Here is a 23,268-nt window from a genome sequence, read left to right on the forward strand (position 1 = left end):
CCGTCAGGCTTGCGGGCGCTTGCGCTCCACCGGGCGCAGCAGTTCGGCGGGCGGCATCTCGCAGCTGATCTTGCGGCCCAGCAGGGCTTCGATCGATGGCAGCTGGTAGGAGTCGTCTTCGCCGGCGAAGCTGATGGATACGCCGTCGGCACCGGCGCGACCGGTCCGGCCGATGCGGTGCACGTAGTCGTCCGGCACTTCCGGCAGGGTGAAGTTGATCACGTGGCTGATGCCGTCGATGTGGATGCCGCGGCCGGCCACGTCGGTGGCCACCAGGACCCGGATCTTGCCTTCGCGGAAGCCTTCCAGGGTCTTGATCCGCTTGTGCTGCGGCACGTCGCCGGACAGCTGGGCGGCGTTCACCCCATCGCGTACCAGGCGTTCCTCGATGCGTCGCACTTCATCCTTGCGGTTGGCGAAGACCATCACCCGTTCCCAGCCGTTGTCGGTGACCAGGTTGTACAGCAGCTTGTACTTGTCGGCGCCGGCCACGGCATAGATGTGCTGTTCGACGTTGGCGTTGGCGACGTTCTCGGCTTCGATCTCGACGATGGCCGGGTCGGTGGTCCATTGCTTGGCCAGGTTCATCACGTCTTCGGTGAAGGTGGCGGAGAACAGCAGGGTCTGGCGCTCGCTCTTGGGGGGCGTCTGGCGAATGATCTGCCGTACCTGCGGGATGAAGCCCATGTCGAGCATGCGGTCGGCTTCGTCCAGCACCATCACTTCGACCATGTCCAGGTGCACGTCGCCGCGCTGATTGAAGTCCAGCAGGCGGCCCGGGGTGGCGACCAGGATGTCGCAGTGGCGCGCTTCCAGGTGCTTGAGCTGCTTGTCGAAATCCATGCCGCCAACGAAGGTCATGACGTTGAGGCCGGTGTACTTGGTCAGCGCCGCGGCGTCCTTGGCGATCTGTACCACCAGCTCCCGGGTCGGAGCGATGATCAGCGCCCGTGGTTCGCCCATGTAGCGCTCCTTGGGCGGCGGGGTCTGCAGCAGCTGGGTGATGATCGACACCAGGAATGCGGCGGTCTTGCCGGTACCGGTCTGGGCCCGGCCGATGGCGTCCTTGCCCGCCAGGGTATAGCCCAGCACCTGGGCCTGGATTGGCGTGCAATAGGGAAAGCCCAGGTCCTGGATGGCGTGCATCAGTTCCGGAGCGAGCTTGAAGTCGTGGAAGCGGGTCTTGCCTTCCTGGGGTTCGACCACGAAGTCTTCGAGTTTCCAGGTGCTGACCGGCGGTTTCGGCGCGCGCGGGCGACGCGGCTGCTCAGCTTTGGGTTGCTCGGCCTTGGGCTTCTCTTGGCGTGGGGCTTTGGGAGCGGAAGGGGTGGCCGGTGTGTTCACCGGTTCTTTTTTAGCTGCGGTAGCGGGTGCGCTCCGTTCCGGCTGACGGCCGTCATGACGGCTGCTGGAACTGGGGGAGGGGGCACTGGGGCTTGGCGCGAGCGGCTCAGCCTCGCTTTTACCGAAGATTTTCTTGAGTGCTTTGAGCACGGTCATCTCATCAATTGGTTAAGGAATGTACGCCGGCCAGTGTAATGCAAGAAGCGGGCGCGGCGTAGTCTGTTGCTCGCCGGGGGCACGGCGCGCGGATTTTCTAGCGCAAGCGCTCGCTCAGCCAGGTGCCGATGTCGCGGATTTCCTCTGGTAACACCTCGTGTTCCATTGGGTATTCCTGCCATGTCACGGTGACACCATGCTGCTTCAGGTACTCATAAGCGGTACGGCCCATGGCGTTCTGCACCACTTCGTCGTACTGGCCGTGCAGGCAAAGCACCGGAATCCGCTGTTGGCTGGCCGATAGTTGCAGTTCATCGCTGAAGGTCGGGGCATAGGTGGACAGGGCAAGTACGCCACCCAATGGACCCTGCCATTTGAGGAAGGCGGTGTGCAGTACAACGGCGCCACCCTGGGAGAAACCGGCGAGGAAAATTCGCGATGCGTCTATTCCGCTGGTGCGTTGTTCTTCGATCAGTCTGATGACCTCGTCAGACGATTCCTCGAGCTGTTCACGGCTGATGGCGCGGGCCGGGTTCATGGCCAGAATGTCGTACCAGCTGGGCATGGCATATCCGCCATTGATGGTCACTGCCCGGGTCGGCGCCTGGGGCAATACGAAGCGCGTGCTCAGCAGGGTTTCCTGCAGCATCTCGGCTACCGGCAGGAAGTCGTAACGGTCCGCTCCCAGGCCGTGAAGCCAGATCACACAGGCATCTGCGGGCTTGCTGGGCTGAAGAATCAAGGGCTCGGTCATGGCTGCTCCATTTGTGTGCGTGCGCGCTGATTGAGTGCGTGAGTGAAGGGCGCGCCCGGTTGATCGGTGAAGAAGATGTCGCACGGTTGAACGTTTTACTGTTGACCACTGGCTGAAACGCTTTAGCCGGGACTGTGGTACGGGCTTTGCTATGGCTCAGAAAGAGGAGTCCAGGTGAAAGCCCTGTCCGCCGGCGGTAACACTAACAGGCTACCGCAGGCGATGGGATAGCCAGCCTCCTCTGATGAAGGTTCGCCACTGGCCGCTACGGGCTTTGCGAACTGCGAAGGGCTACAGCCCGTTCGGCCGATTGGTGAGATGTAGGCCCCCTATTACGTGGATTTCTCCTACTAGACTCATAGCTAAGGTCTTACGCCGCTTGACCCCATAAAAAAGCCGACACGGGTCAACAGCGCCTCATGAGGGTGCGGCAGGACTCAAGCTCCGACACAACAAGAGCAAAATTGGAGGTTTGAATGAAGATGTTGAAATCCACCCTGGCTGCCGTCACGGCAGCAACGGTGCTGGGTATGAGCGGTTTCGCACAGGCGGGTGCGACCCTCGATGCAGTACAGAAGAAAGGATTCGTGCAATGCGGCGTCAGTGACGGTTTGCCGGGCTTCTCGGTACCGGATGCCACCGGCAAGATCCTCGGCATCGATGCCGACGTTTGCCGCGCGGTGGCGGCTGCGGTGTTCGGCGATGCGACCAAGGTCAAGTTCAGCCAGTTGAACGCCAAGGAGCGCTTCACTGCGCTGCAGTCCGGCGAGATCGACGTGCTGTCGCGCAACACCACCTGGACCAGTTCCCGCGATGCGGGCATGGGCCTGGTGTTCGCCGGCGTCACCTATTACGACGGCATCGGTTTCCTGGTGAACAAAAAGCTGGGCGTAAAAAGCGCCAAAGAGCTGGACGGTGCGACCATCTGTATTCAAGCCGGTACTACCACTGAGCTGAACGTGTCGGACTACTTCCGCGGCAATGGTCTGAAATACACCCCGATCACCTTCGACACCTCCGATGAGAGTGCCAAGTCCCTGGAGTCCGGTCGTTGCGACGTACTGACCTCCGACAAGTCCCAGCTTTACGCACAGCGCAGCAAGCTGGCGACTCCGACCGATTATGTCGTACTGCCGGAAACCATCTCCAAGGAGCCTTTGGGCCCGGTGGTGCGTAAAGGCGACGAAGAGTGGTTCAGCATCGTCAAGTGGACCCTGTTCGCCATGCTTAACGCCGAAGAGGCGGGCGTCACTTCGAAAAACGTCGAAGCTGAAGCCAAGTCCACCAAGAACCCTGATGTAGCACGTCTGCTGGGCGCGGACGGTGAATACGGCAAAGACCTGAAACTGCCGAAGGACTGGGTAGTACAGATCGTCAAGCAAGTAGGTAACTACGGTGAAGTGTTCGAGAAAAACCTCGGCAAGAGCACGCCACTGGCCATCGACCGCGGCCTGAACGCGCTGTGGAACAACGGCGGCATCCAATACGCACCACCTGTGCGCTGATGGTTCTATCACCCGGCGGGCCAACCGCCGGGTGATGTTCTGTTCCATTATTCCTGGGGCACTTCATGCAAAATACAATCGGCGCACCCAAGCAGAGGCTTAGCCTCAGCGACCCGCGTGTGCGCGCCTGGTTATTCCAGATCATCACCATAGTGGCGGTGGTTTCGCTGGGCTGGTTTCTGTTCGACAACACGCAAACCAACCTCCAGCACCGGGGTATTACCTCGGGTTTCGACTTTCTTGAGCGCAGCGCCGGGTTCGGCATCGCGCAACACCTGATTGCCTACACCGAAGCGGACAGTTATGCCCGGGTGTTCGTCATCGGCCTGCTCAACACCCTGCTGGTGACCTTTATCGGGGTGATCCTTGCGACCCTGCTGGGGTTCATCATCGGTGTGGCGCGGCTGTCGCCGAACTGGATCATCAGCAAGCTGGCGACGGTGTATGTGGAAGTGTTCCGCAACATTCCTCCGCTGCTGCAGATCCTGTTCTGGTACTTCGCGGTATTCCTGACCATGCCGGGGCCGCGCAACAGCCACAACTTCGGCGATATGTTCTTCGTCAGTAGCCGCGGCCTGAACATGCCGGCGGCGCAGATGGCCCCCGGTTTCTGGGCGTTTGTCGCAAGCCTGGTCCTGGCCATCGGCGCCATCGCGCTGATGTGCCGCTGGGCCAACCGGCGCTTTGAGGCCACCGGCGTGCCTTTTCACAAGTTCTGGAGCGGCCTGGGCCTGCTGTTGGTGATTCCCGCGTTGTGCACGCTGATCTTCGGCTCGCCGGTGCACTGGGAGATGCCGAAGCTGGCGGGGTTCAATTTCGTCGGCGGCTGGGTACTGATTCCCGAGCTGCTGGCCCTGACCCTGGCCCTGACTGTCTACACCGCGGCGTTCATCGCCGAGATCGTGCGGTCCGGGATCAAGTCGGTGAGCCACGGCCAGACCGAGGCGGCCCGCTCCCTGGGGCTGCGCAACGGCCCGACCCTGCGCAAGGTGATCATTCCCCAGGCCCTGCGGGTGATCATTCCGCCGCTGACCAGCCAATACCTGAACCTGGCGAAGAACTCTTCTCTGGCCGCGGGTATCGGCTACCCGGAAATGGTTTCGCTGTTCGCCGGCACGGTGCTCAACCAGACCGGCCAGGCCATTGAAGTCATTGCCATCACCATGAGCGTGTACCTGGCGATCAGCATCAGCATTTCCCTGCTGATGAACTGGTACAACAAGCGCATTGCGCTGATCGAGCGGTGAGGAAGCGCCCATGACGACTCATACCTTCAAGCCCGATATGCCGCCGCCCAGCCGCAGTATCGGCGTGCTGGCGTGGATGCGCGCCAACATGTTCTCCAACTGGCTCAATACCCTGTTGACCCTGTTTGCCTTCTACCTGATCTACCTGGTGGTGCCGCCGCTGATGCATTGGGCGATTCTCGACGCCAACTGGGTCGGTACCTCTCGCGCCGACTGCACCAGGGGTGGCGCCTGCTGGGTGTTCATCCAGCAGCGCTTCGGCCAGTTCATGTACGGCTACTACCCGGTGGAACTGCGCTGGCGAGTGGACCTGAGCGTGTGGCTGGCGGTGATCGGTGCCGCACCGTTGTTCATCTCGCGCTTCCCGCGCAAGGCGATATACGGGCTGTGCTTCCTGGTGGGTTACCCGATCATTGCCTACAGCCTGTTGCACGGCGGTTACCTGGGCCTGAGCACGGTGGCCACCAGCCAGTGGGGTGGCCTGATGCTGACCCTGGTGATTGCCACCGTGGGCATCGCCGGGGCACTGCCGCTGGGAATCCTGCTGGCATTGGGAAGGCGCTCCAACCTGCCGGCGATCCGCGTGGTCTGCGTGACCTTCATCGAGTTCTGGCGCGGCGTGCCGCTGATCACCGTGCTGTTCATGTCCTCGGTGATGCTGCCGCTGTTCCTGCCCGAAGGCATGAATTTCGACAAGCTGTTGCGTGCGCTGATCGGGGTGATCCTGTTCCAGTCGGCCTATGTGGCCGAGGTGGTGCGCGGTGGCTTGCAAGCCATTCCCAAGGGCCAGTACGAAGCCGCTGCGGCCATGGGCCTGGGTTATTGGCGGGCCATGGGCCTGGTGATTCTGCCCCAGGCCCTGAAGCTGGTGATTCCCGGCATCGTCAACACCTTCATCGCCCTGTTCAAGGACACCAGCCTGGTGATCATCATCGGCCTGTTCGACCTGCTCAACAGCGTCAAGCAAGCCGCCGCCGATCCCAAATGGCTGGGCATGGCCACCGAAGGCTATGTCTTCGCGGCCCTGGTGTTCTGGATTTTCTGTTTCGGTATGTCCCGCTACTCCATGCATCTGGAGCGTAAGTTGGACACAGGCCACAAGCGTTAGGAGTATCTCCATGAGTCAAGCGAGCAAAAAGCCTGTGGGCCCTGAAGGCATTATTCAGATGCAGGGTGTGAACAAGTGGTACGGCCAGTTCCACGTGTTGAAGGACATCAACCTCAACGTCAGGCAGGGTGAGCGCATCGTGCTGTGCGGGCCTTCGGGCTCGGGCAAGTCCACCACCATCCGCTGCCTCAACCGCCTGGAAGAGCACCAGCAGGGACGCATCGTGGTGGATGGTGTCGAGCTGACCAACGACCTCAAGCAGATCGAGGCCATTCGCCGGGAAGTGGGCATGGTGTTCCAGCACTTCAACCTGTTCCCGCACCTGACCATCCTGCAAAACTGCACCCTGGCGCCGATGTGGGTGCGCAAGATGCCCAAGCGCAAGGCCGAGGAAATCGCCATGCACTATCTGGAGCGGGTGCGCATTCCGGAGCAGGCCAACAAGTACCCGGGCCAGCTGTCCGGTGGCCAGCAGCAACGGGTGGCGATTGCCCGGGCGCTGTGCATGAAGCCCAAGATCATGCTGTTCGACGAACCCACCTCGGCCCTGGACCCGGAAATGGTCAAGGAGGTGCTGGACACCATGATCGGCCTGGCGGAAGACGGCATGACCATGCTCTGCGTGACCCATGAAATGGGCTTTGCCCGCACCGTGGCCAACCGGGTGATCTTCATGGACAAGGGCGAAATCGTCGAGCAGGCGGCGCCCAACGACTTCTTCGACAACCCGCAGAACGACCGCACCAAGCTGTTCCTGAGCCAGATCCTGCATTGATCCTGATGCACGGCTGGCGCTGACGATAAGCCCGGACTGGCTCCGGGTTTATTTTTGCCCGGCATTCAGCTGCCGGCTGCGCCGAGCTGTGGTTCGGGGTGGTCGCCCAAGGCTGAGGGCGCCAGCCGTGGTTCGCCAAGCTCCAGTACGTCCTTCATCAACCGTGGGTGGCGATCCAGCAGGCGCATCAGCACGTACAGCGGTTGGGGCACGCCGACTTCGCCGCGCTCGTAACGGGAAAAGGCGTTGTGCCCGCCGCCGGACAGCAGTTTGACCGCTTCTTTCTGCGAGAGGTGCAGCTTGCGGCGGATGCGCTTCAGGTCGGCGGCGACGCTCTGCCGGTACTCCTCCAGCAAGTGGTCGCCCGCGGCGGCATAGCGCTCTGCACTCTGGGCATCGAATTCGATTTCACCGCACTCCTGGCATTCCCAGCCCGCCAGGCCATGGAGCTGACGCTGCAGGTGCCGGTAGTCGATGAGCTCGCTGCGCTGCTCGAAGGCCAGCATGCCGGTGGGAGCGCCGCAGCTGTAGCATTGTTGTCGTTTCATGTCTCTGCCTCCTTGAAGGAGATCACCGGAGGCCCTGCACCGGGGCGGTAGGTGACCTTGATGTAGAGCGTCCGGTTATCGATGCGGGTGTAATACACGTCCTGCCACAGCCGGTGATCGCCATAGGTGGTCATCGATTTGTAGAACATGCTGCCCTGGAGTCCGGCTATCACTCGTTGCATGGCCGCCAAGGACAATCCGAGTTCCTTGCCGCAGAGCAACGCGCTTCGAGTGAAGGCTTGTGCCCCTTGCCGAACGACCTGTGCCTTGATCAGCGACAGGTCGTAATGAGGTGTTTTCTTTTCCATGAGACACCCTTGAGGCTTGATTGAAATTACCCTTATAGGGTTTTTTGTCAAGGCCTGGCTGAAATGGCGAAAGTGCCTGCTCCAGCCTAAAACGTTGAACTCTGGGAAAGGTCTGAATACCATGCCAGGCAATTCGTCCGATGATTGGATGAAAGAGTGAGTTCAATGAGCGAAATATCCCCCCTGATCAAACGTTCCCTGGTCGACCAGGCCCTGGAGCAACTGCGCCTGCGCATCACCAATGGCGCCTGGGTCGTGGGCCAGCGCCTGCCCACCGAACCGGAACTGGCCAGTGAGCTGGGCATCAGCCGCAACACTGTGCGCGAGGCCCTGCGGGTACTGGCGTTTTCCGGGCTGATCGAGATCCGCCAGGGTGACGGCAGTTACCTGCGGGCGGTGGCCGATCCCTTGGACATGATCCAGGCCCTGTCCCAGTGCTCCCTGGAGCAGGCCCGGGAAACCCGCCACATTCTGGAAGTGGAGGCCGTCGGCCTGGCCGCCCTGCGCCGCACCGACAAGGACCTGCACGCCCTGAGCGATGCGCTGGCCGTCAGCGGCCGGCACTTTCATGGCGACCTGGAAAGCTACATCGCCTGCGACCTGGTGTTTCACCAGCGCCTGGTGGACGCCGCCCACAACCCGACCCTCAGCCAGCTGTATCGCTATTTCTCCAGCGTGGTCGGCGCCCAGTTGCGCCAGACCCTGACCGTGACCCCCAGGCGTCAGGAAGTCTTCGATCGGCACCAACACCTGCTGGATGCCATCGAGCAACGCGACCCCGAACGAGCCAAGAACATTTCCCGCCAGCTGATCAACGAATCCTGAGTCCGAGACCTCCATGTCCAATCAAACGGTACCTGCGAAAACCCCGTCCTCGCCTCGGCGTTCCGCCGAGCTCGAAGAGCTGCTGATCGACGCCGAGGCTGATGATGAAGAGGTGCAGCAGGCTCCACCGCCTCTGCAGCGCCCCTGGCTGTTGCTGCTGGGGCTGATCCTGGTGGCGCTGAACCTGCGTCCGGCGCTATCGAGCATGGCGCCACTGCTCAGTGATGTGTCGCAGCACCTGGGGCTATCGGCCGCCAAGGCCGGGCTGCTGACTACCTTGCCGGTGCTGTGCCTGGGGCTGTTCGCGCCTTTGGCGCCGCTGCTGGCCCGGCGCTTCGGAGCCGAGCGGGTGGTGCTGGGCATCCTCATGACCCTGGCCCTGGGCATTGTGCTGCGCAGTTCCTTCGGTGAGGTCGGAGTGTTTGCCGGGAGCATCCTGGCCGGCGCCAGCATCGGCGTGATCGGGGTGCTGCTGCCGGGTATCGTCAAGCGCGACTTCGCCCGGCACGCGGGCACCATGACCGGGGTCTACACCATGGCCCTGTGCCTGGGCGCGGCGATGGCGGCGGGGGCCACGGTGCCTCTGAGCCAGCATTTCGGGGGCAGTTGGGCCATGGGGTTGGGCTTCTGGGTGGTACCGGCGCTGGTGGCGGCCCTGTTCTGGTTGCCTCAGGTGGGGCACAAGCACGGTGCTCACCATGTGGCCTTTCGCGTGCGCGGTCTGCTGCGGGACCGCCTGGCCTGGCAGGTAACCCTGTACATGGGCCTGCAATCCTCCCTGGCGTACATCGTGTTTGGCTGGTTGCCGTCGATCCTGATCGGCCGTGGGCTGACCCCGACCCAGGCCGGGCTGGTGCTGTCCGGTTCGGTGATCGTGCAATTGGCCAGTTCTCTGGCGGCGCCCTGGCTGGCGACCCGGGGCAAGGACCAGCGCCTGGCCATCGTGATTGTCATGCTGATGACCCTGGGCGGGCTGTTCGGTTGCCTGTACGCGCCCATCGAGGGCCTGTGGGGCTGGGCGATCCTGCTGGGCCTGGGGCAGGGTGGCACCTTCAGCCTGGCCCTGACCCTGATCGTCTTGCGTTCGCGGGATCCTCATGTGGCCGCCAATCTGTCGAGCATGGCCCAGGGCATTGGCTACACCCTGGCGTCCATGGGGCCGTTTGCCGTGGGGCTGGTGCATGACTGGACCGGCGGCTGGAACGCCGTGGGCTGGATTTTCGCGGTGCTGGGCTGCGGTGCGATCATTGCCGGGCTGGGCGCCGGTCGTTCGCTGCATGTGCAGGTGCAGAGCGAGAGAATCTGACGGGCCTTGCTTGCGCTATTTACCCGGTAAATGCCGATAGTGTTCGCCGGGGTTGCGGATTATTGTGCTGCATCCCCCTTGCCCTTTCGGAGTCCGTTCATGAGTGATGCCCATCGCGCCCTGATCACCGAGTTCTATCAGGCTTTCCAGCGCCTGGATGCCGAGGCCATGAGCGCCTGCTACACCGAGGATGTGCTGTTCAGTGACCCGGCGTTCGGCGAGTTGCGCGGGCGTGATGCCGGCGATATGTGGCGCATGCTCACCTCCCGTGCCAAGGACTTTTCCCTGACTTTCGATCAGGTGCGTGCCGACTCGAACTCCGGCGGCGCGCACTGGGTTGCCACCTACCTGTTCAGCCAGACCGGCAATACGGTGATCAACGATATCCAGGCCCGGTTCGTGTTTCGCGACGGCAAGATCTGCGAGCATCATGATCAGTTCGACATGTGGCGTTGGGCGCGCCAGGCCCTGGGCACCAAGGGCCTGCTGCTGGGCTGGACGCCGCTGCTCAAGAATGCTGTTCGCGCCCAGGCGCGCAAGGGGCTCAAGGCCTTCCAGAGCGGTCGCTGAAAGCCATCCTCTGCTAAGATCGCGGCTTGTTATTCACAGGCCTCGATACCTTTTGTGACCAGCCCTCTTTCATCCTCCAGTGCCGAAACGGCGCAGCCTGCCACTGACGCCAAGCCCTGGTTCGTGTATCTGGTGCGGGCGGCCAACGGTGCCCTGTACTGCGGTATCAGCGACGACCCGGTGAAGCGCTTCGCCAAGCACCAGAGCGGTAAGGGCGCGCGTTTCTTTCTCTCCAGCCCGGCGGTGGCGCTGGTCTATACCGAGGCTTGCCGGGACAAGGGCGAAGCCTTGCGCCAGGAGCGGCTGATCAAGAAGCTCAGGAAGAGTGCCAAGGAATGCCTGGTGGCTTCGGCCACCGCCGCGGCATCAATCTGACTGATAGGTTCTCATCAGCCGGATCTGTAGGCCGTCCACGGATTGCGCGCTAAGCTCAGCGCTCTCCCTCTTCCGGCGGACCCCAGCATGTCAGAGTTGATCCTGCACCATTACCCGACTTCTCCATTTGCGGAAAAAGCCCGCCTGCTCCTGGGCTTCAAGGGCCTGTCCTGGCGCTCCGTGAAGATTTCCCCGGTGATGCCCAAGCCTGATCTGACTGCCCTGACCGGTGGCTATCGCAAGACGCCGGTACTGCAGGTCGGTGCTGATATCTATTGCGACACGGCTTTGATCGCCCGGCGTCTGGAGCAGGAAAAGGCCTCGCCGGCGCTGTTCCCTGAAGGCCAGGAAATGATCAGCGCGACCTTCGCCGCCTGGGTCGACTCGGTGGTGTTCCAGCATGCAGTGACTCTGGTGTTCCAGCCCGAATCGGCAGCTGCACGCTTTGGCAAGTTGCCGCCGGAAGCAGTCAAGGCGTTCATGGCCGACCGCGCCGCGTTGTTCAGTGGCGGCAGCGCCAGCCGTCTGCCCCTGGAAGTGGCCAAGCATCAATGGCCAACCATCATGACGCGTCTGGAGCAGCAACTGCAGCGCGAGCCGGGGGACTTCCTGTTTGGCGAACCCTCGATTGCCGATATCGCCCTGGCTCACCCGCTGTGGTTTCTCAAGGGCACGCCGGTGACGGCGCCGCTGGTGGACGCGTATCCGGCGGTGGCCGCCTGGTTGGCGCGGGTGCTGGGCTTTGGTCACGGCTCTTTCACCGAAATGAGCGCCGAAGAGGCGCTTGAGGTGTCGCGCAGCGCTACCCCGGCAGCCCTGCCTGATGAGCCGTTTGTCGATCCCAACGGCTTCGCGGCGGGGCAGCAGGTGGTGATTGCCGCCACCGATTATGGTGTTGATCCTGTAGCGGGAGAGTTGCTGTTCGCCGGCACTGAAGAGTTGATCCTGCGTCGCGAAGACTCCCGTGCCGGTGTGGTGCATGTGCACTTCCCGCGGTTGGGTTTCCGTATCCAGGCGCAGTGATCGAGGAGAAGCAGGCTGGTGTAGGAGCTGGCTTGCCAGCGAAGGCGCCCTCAAGATCGGTGCACGATCTGCTGGCCGCGCCGCCCAGCTCCTACTGACGTTGCAGCGCAGCCATGATGGCCTCGGGGTCGTAGGTGCGCAGCAGGGTTCCATTCACATCCAGGATCGGAATCCCTGCACCGCCCAGTTCGGTATAGGCCTTGCGCGCCTCGGCATCTTTCTCGATGTCGAACTCCTGATAGGGAATGCCCTTCTGATCGAGAAAGCGCCGGGTGGCCTTGCAGTAGCCGCACCAGTCGGTGGCGTAGAGCACGACCCGGGCCTGGCTACGGATCTCTTCGCTGACCACCGCCGAAGGGTTGAACAGTCGTTCGATCTTGCCCCAGTTCTGATAGACCACCACCACCAGCAGGATCAGCAGGAGCTTCTTCAATACCCCCTGGAGCATCAGTTACGGCGCTTGAGCTGGTCGGTCAGTTGGGTTGGCAGGCCCTTGATGATCAGGGTCCCGGCTTCTTCGTCGTACTCGATCTTCGAACCCAGCAGATGGGCCTCGAAACTGATGGACAGGCCCTCGGCGCGACCGGTGAAGCGGCGGAACTGGTTCAGGGTGCGCTTGTCCGCGGGGATCTCCGGCGACAGCCCGTAGTCCTTGTTGCGGATGTGATCGTAGAACGCCTTGGGGCGGTCTTCGTCGATCAGTTCCGAGAGTTCTTCCAGGCCCATGGGTTCGCCGAGCTTGGCCTGGCTGCTGGCGTAGTCCACCAGGGTCTTGGTCTTTTCCCGGGCCGAATCTTCCGGCAGGTCTTCGCTTTCGACGAAGTCGCTGAAGGCCTTGAGCAGGGTACGGGTCTCGCCCGGGCCGTCGACGCCTTCCTGGCAACCGATGAAGTCGCGGAAGTACTCCGAGACCTTCTTGCCGTTCTTGCCCTTGATAAAGGAGATGTACTGCTTGGACTGCTTGTTGTTCTGCCATTCGGAGATGTTGATCCGCGCCGCCAGATGCAGCTGGCCCAGGTCCAGGTGGCGCGACGGCGTCACGTCCAGCTGGTCGGTCACCGCCACGCCCTCGCTGTGGTGCAGCAGGGCGATCGCCAGGTAGTCGGTCATGCCTTGCTGGTAGTGGGCGAACAGTACGTGGCCGCCCACCGACAGGTTGGACTCTTCCATCAGCTTCTGCAGATGCTCCACCGCGACCCGGCTGAACGCGGTGAAGTCCTGGCCGCCGTCCAGGTACTCCTTCAGCCAGCCGCTGAAGGGGAACGCACCGGACTCGGGGTGGAACAGGCCCCAGGCTTTGCCCTGTTTGGCGTTATAGCTTTCATTGAGGTCGGCGAGCATGTTCTCGATGGCCGCGGACTCTGCCAGTTCGGAATCGCGGGCGTGCAGGACTGCTGGGCTGCCGTCGGGTTTTTTGTCGATCAGGTGGACGATGCAATGACGGATCGGCATGGGCTTCTCGGCTGATTGAAGGGGGAGGGCGGGCTCCCCGAAAAAGTGCCCAGTGTACCGCACCCGCTGGTTTTGGCGCGGTTTGCCGGGTGATGAACGGCTCGTCGGTAAGGCTTATGCATTTTTTTACCGATTTAGAGCAATAAAGCTGACCAAATGGCTAGGTAGAGGCGGATATTTCCCCGTCTGTGTGCTAGTTTTGCCCCGTCTTACGCGATGTCTCAGCGTTAAGCGTGCATTCAGCATTTGTCGGGTCGAACCAAACCCTGATTTCGGTATCTATAACCCCGATCTGTCGTGGTTGTAACCGGGGTGCCAGATTCACAAGATCTGGCTCGATGGCTGACACTGCACTCTGCAATCCAAATGAATTTGATAGGGAAGGAACACCACAATGGCTATTACTAAAGACCAACTGATCGCTGATATCGCTGAAGCTATCGACGCGCCGAAAACCACCGCGCGTAACGCCCTGGACCAACTGGCTCAGATCGTTGCTGATCAATTGGAAAATGGCGGCGAAATCACTCTGCCAGGTATCGGCAAACTGAAAGTGACCGAGCGTCCTGCCCGTACTGGCCGTAACCCATCGACTGGCGCTGCCATCGAAATCGCTGCCAAGAAAGTTATCAAGCTGGTTGTGGCTAAAGGCCTGACCGACGCTGTTAACAAGTAATACTTGCAGTGAAACCGTGCTCAGAAGTTTTCCGGGCACGGTTTGTGTAACACCGATTCACGCAAGGTGAATCGTCCTTGAATCCCCCGCCTCTTTAGTTCTTCCTCATCCAGCGTTCCTGGCTCCAGGCCTGTTGCTGTGCCTTGTCCTTGAAGGTCCAGGCGACGAAGCGGCTCTGTTTCTGTCCCTGGGACATTTCCACCACTTGGCTTTCCAGTACTCCGGCTTTTTTCAGTGCGCTTTCAATGGCTGGCAGGTTTGAAGCCTTTGACACCAGGGTGCTGAACCACAGCACTTGCTGGCCGACGCCTGCGCTCTCGCTGATCAACTGACTGACGAAACGGATCTCACCGCCCTCGCACCAGAGTTCCCGTGCCTGGCCGCCGAAGTTCAGCACTGGCAGCTTGCGCTTGGGGTCGGCCTTGCCCAGGGCTCGCCACTTGCGCTGGCTGCCGCGTGTCGCTTCGTCCAGGGAGGCATGGAAGGGTGGGTTGCACATCGTCAGGTCGAAGCGCTCGGTACTTTCCAGCAGGCCGGTGAGGATCTGCCTGGGATTGCCTTGCTGGCGCAGGCTGATGGCCTTGTTCAAGCCGTTGGCCTGGACGATGGCCTTGGCCGCAGCCAGGGCGGTGCTGTCGATGTCCGAACCGAGGAATTGCCAGCGGTAGTCGCTGTAGCCGATCAGGGGGTAGATGCAGTTGGCGCCGACGCCGACATCCAGCACCCGCACGGCCGCGCCACGAGGGATTTCACCCTGGTTGTGGCTGGCCAGCAGATCGGCGAGGAAATGCACATAATCGGCGCGGCCGGGCACTGGGGGGCAGAGAAAGTCCGCCGGAATGTCCCAGTGGGCAATGCCGTAGAAGGCCTTGAGCAGGGCCCGGTTGAACACCCGCACGGCTGCCGGGTCGGCGAAGTCGATGCTTTCCTTGCCATAGGGGTTGAGGATCACGAATTGCCCCAGCTCCGGGGTGCTCTTGATCAGTTGTGGGAAGTCGTAGCGCCCCTGGTGGCGATTGCGCGGGTGCAGGCTGGCTTTTTCCCGGGGGGCGGCGGCTTTGGCTGGGGAGGCAGGCTTGGGTTTTTTGCGCGCAGGCTTGGGAGTGTTGGGGGCGGTCATGGGGGGATCGATTCGGGGCTGATTCAAAGTGGCGGGCATTGTCCCATATCTTGCGGTGTTGGGGCGGGAGGCTTCGCCGCCGGCAAGCCGGCCCCTGCCAAAGCACCGTCTACTGGTAGAAGCTGGCTTGCCAGCGAAAGCGATCTGCCGCCAATAAAAAAGGGAGGCCTTTGCGGGCCTCCCTCTTTCACGCTGCGCGAATCGCCGTTACAGGCTGGAGATCCGTGCGTGCTGCTCTGCCAGCTTGCCCAGGGCCTGTTCGGCTTCGGCCAGTTTGGCGCGTTCCTTCTCGATCACTTCGGCCGGAGCCTTGTCGACGAAGGAGGCGTTGGACAGCTTGCCGCCCACTCGCTGCACTTCGCCTTGCAGGCGCTGGATTTCCTTGTCCAGGCGCGCCAGTTCGGCGCCCTTGTCGATCAGGCCGGCCATGGGCACCAGCACTTCCATCTCGCCTACCAGAGCGGTGGCGGACAGCGGCGCTTCGTCGCCGGCACCCAGCACCGTGATGGATTCGAGTCGGGCCAGCTTCTTCAGCAAGGCTTCGTTCTCGGTCAGACGACGCTGGTCTTCAGCGCTGACGTTCTTCAGGAACAGGGCCAGGGGCTTGCCCGGGCCGATGTTCATTTCCGCGCGAATGTTGCGAGTGCCGAGCATCAGGCCTTTGAGCCATTCGATGTCGTCTTCGGCGGCCTGGTCGATGCGGGCTTCATTGGCCACCGGCCAAGGCTGCAGCATGATGGTCTTGCCCGTGCTGCCTGCCAGCGGCGCCAGGCGCTGCCAGATTTCCTCGGTGATGAACGGCATGAACGGATGCGCCAGGCGCAGCGCCACTTCCAGTACCCGTACCAGGGTGCGACGGGTGCCGCGCTGGCGCTCAACCGGCGAGTTCTCGTCCCACAGCACCGGCTTGGACAGCTCCAGGTACCAGTCGCAGTACTGGTTCCAGATGAACTCGTACAGGGCCTGGGCGGCCAGGTCGAAACGGAACTGGTCGAGTTGGCGGGTGACTTCGGCTTCAGTGCGCTGCAGCTGCGAGATGATCCAGCGGTCCGCCAGGGACAGCTCGTAGGCCTCGCCGTTCTGGCCGCAGTCCTCGCCCTTGTCCAGCACGTAGCGCGCGGCGTTCCAGATCTTGTTGCAGAAGTTGCGGTAACCCTCAACGCGGCCCATGTCGAACTTGATGTCGCGACCAGTGGTGGCCAGGGAGCAGAAGGTGAAGCGCAGGGCGTCGGTGCCGTAGCTGGCGATGCCGTCGGCGAATTCGGCGCGGGTCTGCTTCTCGATGGCTTTCTGCAGTTTGGGCTGCATCAGGCCGGTGGTGCGCTTCTGCACCAGGGTTTCGAGGTCGATACCATCGATGATGTCCAGCGGGTCGAGGACGTTGCCCTTGGACTTGGACATCTTCTGGCCCTGGCCATCGCGGACCAGGCCGTGCACGTACACGGTCTTGAACGGAACCTGCGGTGTGCCGTCTTCGTTCTTCACCAGGTGCATGGTGAGCATGATCATCCGGGCGACCCAGAAGAAAATGATGTCGAAGCCGGTGACCAGCACGTCGGTGGGGTGGAAGGTCTTGAGGAAGTCGGTCTGCTCCGGCCAGCCCAGGGTGGAGAAGGTCCACAGGCCCGAACTGAACCAGGTGTCGAGCACGTCGTTGTCCTGTTGCAGGGCAACGTCCGGACCGAGGTTGTGCTTGGCCCGTACTTCCGCTTCATCGCGGCCGACATAGACCTTGCCCGACTCGTCGTACCAGGCCGGAATGCGGTGGCCCCACCACAGCTGGCGGCTGATGCACCAGTCCTGGATGTCACGCATCCAGGAGAAATACATGTTCTCGTACTGCTTGGGCACGAAGGCGATGCGGCCGTCTTCCACAGCGGCGATGGCAGGTTCTGCCAGCGGCTTGGTGGAGACATACCACTGGTCGGTCAGCCACGGCTCGATGACGGTGCCGGAACGGTCGCCCTTCGGCACTTTCAGCGCGTGGTCGTCGACGCTCACCAGCAGGCCGGCGGCGTCGAACGCGGCAACGATCTGCTTGCGTGCTTCGAAGCGGTCCAGGCCCACGTACTCGGCCGGGATCTTGCCGTCGACGCTGTCGTTCAGGCTGCCGTCCAGGTTGAACACCTGGCAGGCCGGCAGTACGGCGGCGTTCTTGTCGAAGATGTTGAGCAGCGGCAGGTTGTGGCGCTTGCCGACTTCATAGTCGTTGAAGTCGTGGGCCGGGGTGATCTTCACGCAGCCGGTGCCGAATTCGGGGTCGCAGTAATCGTCGGCGATGATCGGGATGCGACGGCCCACCAGGGGCAGTTCGACGAACTTGCCGATCAGGGCCTTGTAGCGCTCGTCTTCAGGGTTCACCGCGACGGCGGAGTCGCCGAGCATGGTTTCCGGACGGGTGGTGGCGACGATCAGGTAGTCGTTGCCTTCAGCGGTCTTGGCGCCGTCGGCCAGCGGGTAGCGCAGGTTCCACAGGAAGCCTTTCTCGTCGTGGTTTTCCACTTCGAGGTCGGAAATCGCCGTGTGTAGCTTGGTATCCCAGTTCACCAGGCGCTTGCCGCGGTAGATCAGGCCGTCTTCGTGCAGGCGCACGAAGGCTTCCTTCACCGCTTCCGAGAGGCCGTCGTCCATGGTGAAGCGCTCGCGGCTCCAGTCCACGGAGGAGCCCAGGCGGCGGATCTGGCGGCTGATGTTGCCCCCGGATTGATCCTTCCATTCCCAGACTTTTTCGAGGAATTTTTCCCGGCCCAGGTCATGGCGATTCTGGCCCTGGGCTTCGATCTGGCGCTCCACTAGCATTTGCGTGGCGATGCCGGCGTGGTCGGTGCCCGGCTGCCACAGGGTGTTGCGACCCTGCATGCGGCGGAAACGGATCAGGGCGTCCATGATCGCGTTGTTGAAGCCGTGGCCCATGTGCAGGCTGCCGGTGACGTTCGGCGGCGGGATCATGATGGTGTAGGAGTCGCCCGCGCCTTGCGGGGCGAAGTAGTTCTCGGACTCCCAGGTCTGGTACCAGGAAGTTTCAATGGCGTGCGGCTGGTAGGTCTTATCCATGCGCGGCGGGACCCTATTGGCATTTATTCAGGAAAAGCCGGGAAGTATAGCGGAGGGGGGCGGCAGCAAGCCACCAGCGGCAAGCGACAAGATGGCCCGGCCCGGCTTTTGCGTGTGGCTTATGGTTTGCCGCTGGTGGCCGCTGCGAGCAGGCGTTCCAGGCGGGCGTCGAGGCGACGCTTGATCTCGGTTTCGATATGCGGCGCGAAGTCGTCGATCACGTCCTGCATGATCAGTTGTGCGGCGGCGCGCAGTTCGCTGTCCAGGTGCAGCAAGGCATCGGCGTTGTTGCTGGCGGGGGCAGGCTTGGCGACGGGGGCCGCCGCAGCAGGTACTGGAGCGGGTGTCGCCGCTTGAGCCGGTGCGGGTGCGGCGGCTGGCGCGGGTTGCGCCTTGGCAGGTGCAGCAGGGGCGGCTTGGGCAGCGGCCGGCTGCTGGTTGCCCACCATGTCGAACAGCAGGGGAATCTGTACTTCGCTGCTGACGGTCTCGGTCAGCAGTGGCGGTTGCAGGTTTTCATCGCCGAGCAGTTTACGGATCGACTCGAGGTCATCCAGCAGGTGCGCGGGCTTTTGCAGCGGATTGGGAGTGTCCATCGGGTGCTCAGAGTCGCTGTAAACGGTGATCTTGCAGAGGATAGCCCTGTTCGCGATAGAAACGGAAACTCTCGCGGGCCGCCTGACGAATAGCGGGGTCTTCTACCACCACCTCGGCAATCCGGGCAAAACGCGGGGCGAAGGCCGGCACTTTCAGGTCCAGGTTCACCAGCAGGTCATTGTGGGGGCCGGGGTCCTGGCCGAGGCCGAGGACGATCAGGCTTTCGGGTTCGCTTTCCGCCGGGCCGTGGGGGACGAAGGTTTCGCCCTTGAAGCGCCACAGGCGGGCATCGAGCTCGTCCCGTTGCTCTGCATCGCTGCAATGCAGGTAGATGCGGTGGCCCATGCGCCAGGCCTTGTCGGTGAGCTTGCAGGCAAAATCCAGGCGCGCCGCAGGGTCCGCGCTGGGAAGAATATAGAAGTCGACTTTGGTCATTGGGTTTCCTGAGCCGAGGAGGGCGCCGCCTTCATGCGGCGCCCCCTGCGGTCATGGTTTTCAGGCTTTGGCGCGGTCCAGCAGGTATTGGGTCAGCAGGGGGACCGGACGGCCAGTGGCGCCCTTGTCCTTGCCACCGCTGGTCCAGGCAGTGCCGGCGATGTCCAGGTGCGCCCAGTTGAGGTTCTTGGTGAAGCGCGAGAGGAAGCAGGCGGCGGTGATGGTGCCTGCCTTCGGCCCGCCGATGTTGGCGATGTCGGCGAACGGGCTGTCCAGTTGCTCCTGGTACTCGTCGAACAACGGCAGTTGCCAGGCGCGGTCGTCGGCTTGCTGGCCGGCGCTGAGCAGTTGGCCGATCAGTTCGTCGTTGTTGCCCAGCAGGCCCGAAGTATGGGCGCCCAGGGCGACCACGCAGGCACCGGTGAGGGTGGCAATATCGATCACGGCCTGTGGCTTGAAGCGCTCGGAGTAGGTCAGGGCATCGCACAGCACCAGGCGGCCTTCGGCGTCGGTGTTGAGGATCTCCACGGTCTGCCCGCTCATGGTGGTGACGATGTCGCCAGGGCGCGCGGCGCCACCGCTGGGCATGTTCTCGGCGCAGGCCAGGATGCACACCAGGTTGATCGGCAGCTTCAGCTCCAGCACGGCGCGCAGGGTGCCGAACACACTGGCGGCGCCGCCCATGTCGTACTTCATTTCATCCATGCCGGCGCCCGGCTTGAGGCTGATACCGCCGGTGTCGAAAGTGATGCCCTTGCCCACCAGGGCGAACGGCTTCTCGGACTTCTTGCCGCCGTTGTACTGCATGACGATCAGGCGTGGCGGCTGGTCGCTGCCCTGGCCCACGGCATAGAACGAGCCCATGCCCAGTTCCTTGATCTTCTTCTCGTCGAGGACCTCGACCTTCAGGCCCTTGAACTCCTTGCCCAGGGCCTTGGCCTGTTCGCCGAGGAAGGTCGGGTGGCAGACGTTCGGCGGCAGGTTGCCCAGGTCGCGGGTAAAGGCCATGCCGTTGGCGATGGCCTGGGCATGGGTTACGCCGCGCTGGACTTCGGCTTCGGCGGCCTTGATGGTCAGCAGGGTGATTTTCTTCAGGGCGCGGGGCTCTGCCTTCTGGCTCTTGTAGCGGTCGAAGACATAACCACCGTCCACCAGGGTTTCCGCCAGCAGGCGGGTCTTGCCGTAGCTGTCGCGGCCCTTGACCACGACTTCATCCAGCGCCAGCACGGCGTCGCTGCCGCCCAGGCCCTTGAGGGTGGTGAGCACGCCGCTGATGATCTTGCGGAACGGGCGGTCGCCCAGTTCGCCGTCCTTGCCGGTGCCTACCAGCAGCACTCGCTCGGCCTTGAGCTTGGCCACGCCGTGCAGCAGCAGGCTCTGGCCGACCTTGCCGGCCAGGTCGCCGCGCTTGAGTACGGCGCTGATGGCGCCGCCGCTGAGTTCGTCGAGTTGCTTGGCAACGTTGCCGAGTTTGCGGCCTTCGCCGACGGCGACCACCAGGGTGGCGGTCTTCAACGTTTCCGGGCTAACGCTTTTTACAACCAGTTCCATGTCTGGGTCCCTGAATGAATGGTCAAAGAGCGCAGGAGGCTGTCCTGCGCCGAGCTTATCTATATAGAAGAAGACGCCGCATGCTGCCGACGACAAAGCCGCCAGTTTGAACCTCGCCGGTCGCGGCTGACAACCCTCGCATGGGCCAGTTTCGGCGCATTAGAGCGCTGGGTGAGCATCCTCCGTGACAGGCGCGCGCAATCACAGGATAATGCGCCATCTTTTTTCGGCGGCCCTGCGTCTGGGGCCGGCTCGATACGTTTGCTTGTTCGGCCGCCTTAGCCTGACAACCCTGGAGTGTCTGGTTTGATCGTCTTTCGTTATCTGTCCCGCGAAATCCTGCTGACCCTGAGTGCCGTGAGCGCGGTATTGCTGGTCATCATCATGAGCGGGCGCTTCGTCAAGTTCCTCGCGCAAGCCGCCTCGGGGGCCCTGGATCCGGGCTCGCTGTTCCTGATCATGGGTTTTCGCCTGCCGGGCTTCTTGCAACTGATCCTGCCCCTGGGACTGTTCCTCGGCATTCTCCTGGCTTACGGCCGGCTCTATCTCGAAAGCGAGATGACCGTGCTGTCGGCCACCGGCATGAGCCAGCAACGCCTGTTGGGCATAACCATGATCCCGGCGGCCCTGGTGGCCCTGCTGGTGGCCTGGCTGAGCCTGAGCCTGGCGCCCCAGGGTGCCAACCAGTTCCAGCTGTTGCTGAACAAGCAGGATGCCCTGACCGAGTTCGACACGCTGGTGGCGGGGCGCTTCCAGGCGCTCAACGACGGTACCCGGGTCACCTACACCGAGCAGTTGTCCGAAGACCGAACCAATCTGGGCGGCGTGTTCATTTCCGAGAAGCGCCTGGGCCAGCAGAAAAAGGACGAGGGCATTTCGGTGCTGGTGGCCGAGAAGGGCCATCAGGACATTCGCCCCGACGGCAATCGTTACCTGATCCTGGAAAACGGCTATCGCTATGACGGCAACCCGGGCGAGGCCAACTACCGGGTGATCAAGTACGACACCTACGGTGTTTTGCTGGAGCGTCCGGACGTCAGCGACGAAGTCACCGATCGCGACGCCATGCCCACCGCTGACCTGATCGGCAAGGATGACCTGCGAGCCCGTGCCGAGCTGCAATGGCGCCTGTCCCTGCCATTGCTGGTGTTCATCGTGACACTGATGGCGGTGCCGTTGTCCCGGGTCAACCCGCGCCAGGGCCGCTTCCTCAAGCTGATCCCGGCGATCCTGCTGTACATGGCTTACCTGACCATCCTGATCGCCGTGCGCGGTGCACTGGAGAAGGGCAAGATTTCCCCGGCCCTGGGGCTGTGGTGGGTGCACCTACTGTTTCTGTTGATCGGCCTCGGCCTGATGTATTGGGAGCCGATGCGCTTGAAAATGGCGAGTCGTCGCAGCGTGAAGGAGATGGCTCGTGGTTAAGCTCGATCGCTACATCGGTAGCAGTGTGTTCATGGCTATCCTGGCGGTCCTGGGGATCATCCTCGGGCTGGCCTCGCTGTTTGCCTTCATCGATGAGATGGGGGCCGTCAACGAAACGTATACCGTGGTGGATGTAATGAGCTACGTGGCCCTCACTGCGCCGCGTCGGGTCTATGAAATGCTGCCGATGGCAGGCCTGATCGGTTGCCTTATCGGCCTTGGCAGCCTGGCCAGTAACAGCGAGTTGACCATCATGCGTGCGGCCGGTGTATCGGTGGGCCGTATTGTCTGGGCGGTCATGAAACCCATGCTGGTGCTGATGCTGGTGGGCGTGCTGGTGGGCGAATACATAGCGCCGGCCACCGAGACCCAGGCCCAGGCCAGTCGGGCCCTGGCCCAGGGCTCCGGCGATGCCCAGAGTTCCAAGCACGGTCTGTGGCACCGCCAGGGCGATGAATTCATCCATATCAACGCAGTGCAGCCCAATGGCCTGCTCTATGGCGTGACCCGCTACCACTTCGATGACCAGCGCCACATGCTGTCGTCGAGCTTTGCCCGCCAGGCCCGTTTCCACGAGGACTACTGGCAGCTGACGGATGTCACCACCACCTACTTCCGCGACGGTCATACCGAAGTCATCAGCGTGCCCGGCGAACGTTGGGATGTGGCCTTGAGCCCGCAACTGCTGAGCACTGTGGTGATGGCGCCGGAATCCCTGTCCATCAGCGGCTTGTGGGGCTACATCCACTACCTGGCCGACCAGGGCCTGAACAATGGTCGCTACTGGCTGGCGTTCTGGGTCAAGGTCCTGCAGCCGCTGGTGACGGCGGCGCTGGTATTGATGGCCATTTCCTTCATTTTCGGTCCTCTGCGTTCGGTGACCCTGGGTCAGCGGGTATTCACCGGCGTACTGGTGGGTTTCACCTTCCGCATCGCCCAGGACCTGCTGGGCCCTTCGAGCCTGGTATTTGGCTTTTCGCCGTTGTTCGCGGTGCTGGTGCCTGCGGGTATCTGCGCGGTGGCGGGCGTCTGGCTGTTGCGCCGGGCCGGCTGATTCCGCGGCTTTGCCAGGGTCTTGATGTAACGCCCCGGTCCTTGGATCGGGGCGTTTTTG

At 62.5% G+C, this 23,268-nt stretch carries 24 protein-coding genes; 13 read left to right on the forward strand and 11 right to left on the reverse strand.

What is annotated here, in order from left to right; translation table 11 throughout:
* Positions 1-3: 3 nt before the first annotated feature.
* Positions 4-1,500 carry an ATP-dependent RNA helicase RhlB gene (gene rhlB / locus ABCR88_RS05445; protein ID WP_015634252.1) on the reverse strand — a complete coding sequence of 499 codons (1,497 nt, stop codon included), beginning with the start codon at positions 1,498-1,500 and terminating at the stop codon, positions 4-6.
* A 97-nt stretch (positions 1,501-1,597) separates the two neighbouring features.
* On the reverse strand, positions 1,598-2,254 hold the full coding sequence (locus ABCR88_RS05450; protein WP_011059398.1) for an alpha/beta hydrolase: 657 nt from the start codon (positions 2,252-2,254) through the stop codon (positions 1,598-1,600).
* 476 nt (positions 2,255-2,730) lie between these two features.
* Here ABCR88_RS05450 and ABCR88_RS05455 point away from each other — a divergent pair, with 476 nt between their 5' ends.
* From ABCR88_RS05455 to ABCR88_RS05470, 4 genes are all read left to right on the forward strand, one after another.
* A complete protein-coding gene (locus tag ABCR88_RS05455) occupies positions 2,731-3,759 on the forward strand; it encodes an amino acid ABC transporter substrate-binding protein (RefSeq protein WP_011059399.1) in 1,029 nt (342 codons plus the stop codon).
* Positions 3,760-3,824: 65 nt separating this feature from the next.
* The gene (locus ABCR88_RS05460) at positions 3,825-5,006 is read left to right on the forward strand and encodes an amino acid ABC transporter permease (RefSeq protein ID WP_041116091.1); all 1,182 of its coding nucleotides are present in this window, start codon (positions 3,825-3,827) and stop codon (positions 5,004-5,006) included.
* 10 nt (positions 5,007-5,016) lie between these two features.
* On the forward strand, positions 5,017-6,114 hold the full coding sequence (locus tag ABCR88_RS05465; RefSeq protein ID WP_350404220.1) for an amino acid ABC transporter permease: 1,098 nt from the start codon (positions 5,017-5,019) through the stop codon (positions 6,112-6,114).
* A gap of 10 nt (positions 6,115-6,124) precedes the next feature.
* Positions 6,125-6,889, forward strand: coding sequence for an amino acid ABC transporter ATP-binding protein (locus ABCR88_RS05470; RefSeq protein ID WP_011059402.1), 765 nt, complete (start codon positions 6,125-6,127; stop codon positions 6,887-6,889).
* Positions 6,890-6,954: 65 nt separating this feature from the next.
* On the opposite strand, the gene ABCR88_RS05475 is transcribed toward ABCR88_RS05470, so the two are convergent.
* Both ABCR88_RS05475 and ABCR88_RS05480 read right to left on the reverse strand, forming a co-directional pair.
* On the reverse strand, positions 6,955-7,437 hold the full coding sequence (locus tag ABCR88_RS05475) for a type II toxin-antitoxin system MqsA family antitoxin (RefSeq protein ID WP_041116095.1): 483 nt from the start codon (positions 7,435-7,437) through the stop codon (positions 6,955-6,957).
* Complete coding sequence (locus tag ABCR88_RS05480) at positions 7,434-7,745, reverse strand: type II toxin-antitoxin system MqsR family toxin (protein WP_041120555.1); 312 nt, start codon at positions 7,743-7,745, stop codon at positions 7,434-7,436. The genes ABCR88_RS05475 and ABCR88_RS05480 overlap by 4 nt, the downstream gene beginning before the upstream one ends.
* Before the next feature lie 16 nt (positions 7,746-7,761).
* Here ABCR88_RS05480 and ABCR88_RS05485 point away from each other — a divergent pair, with 16 nt between their 5' ends.
* The 6 genes from ABCR88_RS05485 (at position 7,762) to ABCR88_RS05510 (ending at position 11,844) form a co-directional block, all read left to right on the forward strand.
* Entirely contained in the window at positions 7,762-7,905 is a 144-nt protein-coding gene (locus ABCR88_RS05485) for a hypothetical protein (protein ID WP_350404221.1), read from the forward strand.
* Between the two features lie 5 nt (positions 7,906-7,910).
* Entirely contained in the window at positions 7,911-8,570 is a 660-nt protein-coding gene (locus ABCR88_RS05490; protein WP_041116097.1) for a FadR/GntR family transcriptional regulator, read from the forward strand.
* Between the two features lie 13 nt (positions 8,571-8,583).
* Complete coding sequence (locus ABCR88_RS05495; RefSeq protein ID WP_041116099.1) at positions 8,584-9,876, forward strand: CynX/NimT family MFS transporter; 1,293 nt, start codon at positions 8,584-8,586, stop codon at positions 9,874-9,876.
* A 99-nt stretch (positions 9,877-9,975) separates the two neighbouring features.
* A complete protein-coding gene (locus tag ABCR88_RS05500; protein ID WP_011059407.1) occupies positions 9,976-10,446 on the forward strand; it encodes a nuclear transport factor 2 family protein in 471 nt (156 codons plus the stop codon).
* A 54-nt stretch (positions 10,447-10,500) separates the two neighbouring features.
* On the forward strand, positions 10,501-10,821 hold the full coding sequence (locus ABCR88_RS05505; RefSeq protein ID WP_011059408.1) for a GIY-YIG nuclease family protein: 321 nt from the start codon (positions 10,501-10,503) through the stop codon (positions 10,819-10,821).
* Between the two features lie 87 nt (positions 10,822-10,908).
* Entirely contained in the window at positions 10,909-11,844 is a 936-nt protein-coding gene (locus tag ABCR88_RS05510; protein WP_350023633.1) for a glutathione S-transferase family protein, read from the forward strand.
* 91 nt (positions 11,845-11,935) lie between these two features.
* Here the strand turns inward: ABCR88_RS05510 and ABCR88_RS05515 are convergent, their stop codons facing one another.
* Both ABCR88_RS05515 and yejK read right to left on the reverse strand, forming a co-directional pair.
* Positions 11,936-12,292, reverse strand: a complete 357-nt coding sequence (locus ABCR88_RS05515) for a glutaredoxin family protein (protein WP_350404222.1) — start codon at positions 12,290-12,292, stop codon at positions 11,936-11,938.
* Positions 12,292-13,296: a nucleoid-associated protein YejK gene (gene yejK, locus ABCR88_RS05520; RefSeq protein ID WP_011059411.1), complete on the reverse strand. Its 1,005-nt coding sequence runs from the start codon at positions 13,294-13,296 to the stop codon at positions 12,292-12,294. Before yejK ends, ABCR88_RS05515 begins: the two co-directional genes overlap by 1 nt.
* A gap of 394 nt (positions 13,297-13,690) precedes the next feature.
* Between yejK and ABCR88_RS05525 the strand changes: the two genes are divergently transcribed.
* Entirely contained in the window at positions 13,691-13,972 is a 282-nt protein-coding gene (locus tag ABCR88_RS05525; protein WP_003440137.1) for an HU family DNA-binding protein, read from the forward strand.
* Between the two features lie 94 nt (positions 13,973-14,066).
* Here ABCR88_RS05525 and rlmF read toward each other — a convergent pair whose 3' ends face one another.
* The 5 genes from rlmF to ABCR88_RS05550 form a co-directional block, all read right to left on the reverse strand.
* Positions 14,067-15,092: a 23S rRNA (adenine(1618)-N(6))-methyltransferase RlmF gene (gene rlmF, locus ABCR88_RS05530; protein ID WP_041116105.1), complete on the reverse strand. Its 1,026-nt coding sequence runs from the start codon at positions 15,090-15,092 to the stop codon at positions 14,067-14,069.
* Positions 15,093-15,299: 207 nt separating this feature from the next.
* Entirely contained in the window at positions 15,300-18,146 is a 2,847-nt protein-coding gene (locus ABCR88_RS05535) for a valine--tRNA ligase (RefSeq protein WP_236183767.1), read from the reverse strand.
* Between the two features lie 119 nt (positions 18,147-18,265).
* Complete coding sequence (locus ABCR88_RS05540) at positions 18,266-18,742, reverse strand: hypothetical protein (RefSeq protein ID WP_041116109.1); 477 nt, start codon at positions 18,740-18,742, stop codon at positions 18,266-18,268.
* A gap of 7 nt (positions 18,743-18,749) precedes the next feature.
* Complete coding sequence (locus ABCR88_RS05545; RefSeq protein WP_015634262.1) at positions 18,750-19,178, reverse strand: DNA polymerase III subunit chi; 429 nt, start codon at positions 19,176-19,178, stop codon at positions 18,750-18,752.
* Between the two features lie 60 nt (positions 19,179-19,238).
* Positions 19,239-20,729 carry a leucyl aminopeptidase gene (locus tag ABCR88_RS05550; RefSeq protein ID WP_011059416.1) on the reverse strand — a complete coding sequence of 497 codons (1,491 nt, stop codon included), beginning with the start codon at positions 20,727-20,729 and terminating at the stop codon, positions 19,239-19,241.
* Positions 20,730-21,035: 306 nt separating this feature from the next.
* Between ABCR88_RS05550 and lptF the strand changes: the two genes are divergently transcribed.
* Both lptF and lptG read left to right on the forward strand, forming a co-directional pair.
* The gene (lptF, locus tag ABCR88_RS05555) at positions 21,036-22,154 is read left to right on the forward strand and encodes an LPS export ABC transporter permease LptF (RefSeq protein ID WP_015634263.1); all 1,119 of its coding nucleotides are present in this window, start codon (positions 21,036-21,038) and stop codon (positions 22,152-22,154) included.
* Positions 22,147-23,208, forward strand: a complete 1,062-nt coding sequence (lptG, locus tag ABCR88_RS05560; RefSeq protein ID WP_041116112.1) for an LPS export ABC transporter permease LptG — start codon at positions 22,147-22,149, stop codon at positions 23,206-23,208. Before lptF ends, lptG begins: the two co-directional genes overlap by 8 nt.
* The last annotated feature ends 60 nt before the right edge of the window (positions 23,209-23,268 follow it).

Origin of the sequence: Pseudomonas sp. W17, from assembly GCF_040268305.1 — a bacterium.
In the GTDB taxonomy this organism is placed as follows: domain Bacteria; phylum Pseudomonadota; class Gammaproteobacteria; order Pseudomonadales; family Pseudomonadaceae; genus Aquipseudomonas; species Aquipseudomonas protegens.